This is a genomic window from Oleiphilus sp. HI0123 (assembly GCF_001635315.1).
Genome location: NZ_LWGE01000891.1, coordinates 1 through 563, shown reverse-complemented (window position 1 = coordinate 563; position 563 = coordinate 1). Strand labels below are relative to the sequence as shown.

General features: G+C 46.0%; 1 protein-coding gene. It reads left to right on the top strand.

Annotation, left to right across the window (positions count from 1 at the left end):
* Positions 1–51: 51 nt before the first annotated feature.
* Positions 52–563: DsbA family protein (locus A3761_RS07705; RefSeq protein WP_068750070.1), on the top strand; the 512-nt coding region annotated here is incomplete at its 3' end.

Here is a 563-nt window from a genome sequence, read left to right as displayed (position 1 = left end):
CTAATATAGTTAAGGTTTAATTGATGATGTGAGCTAAAAGAGGAAGGTTAAGTGAACAATAACGAGCCCTTGGTAATCGATTACTTTAGTGATGTTCTGTGTATCTGGGCGTGGATTGCCCAAAGACGAATTGAGGAAATGAAAGAAGAGTGGGGGGAGCAGGTTTTGCTGCGCCGACACTATATTAACCTCTTCGGCGATACGAAAACGCGAATGGCAAAACAATGGGGGGAGCGCGGTGGCTACGAAGGCTTCGGTCGTCATGTGCAAGATGCTGCGGCTCCTTATGATAATGCGCCGGTTAACCCGGAAATCTGGAAGACTGTGCGGCCAAAATCCTCTTTGAATGCGCACTTAGTCCTCAAGGCTTGTGAGCTAGCGTATAGCCCTCAGCGCTCTGCTGATTTAATGCTGTTAGTGCAAAAAAGTTTTTTTGTCGATAATCTGGATGTGGGCTTGCTTGATAATGTGCTCTTGCTGGCTAAGCAAAGTGGTATGGATAGCGATGCATTAAAAACCTTGATTGATGAAGGTGATGCGGCAGCACTATTGATGAGCGACTA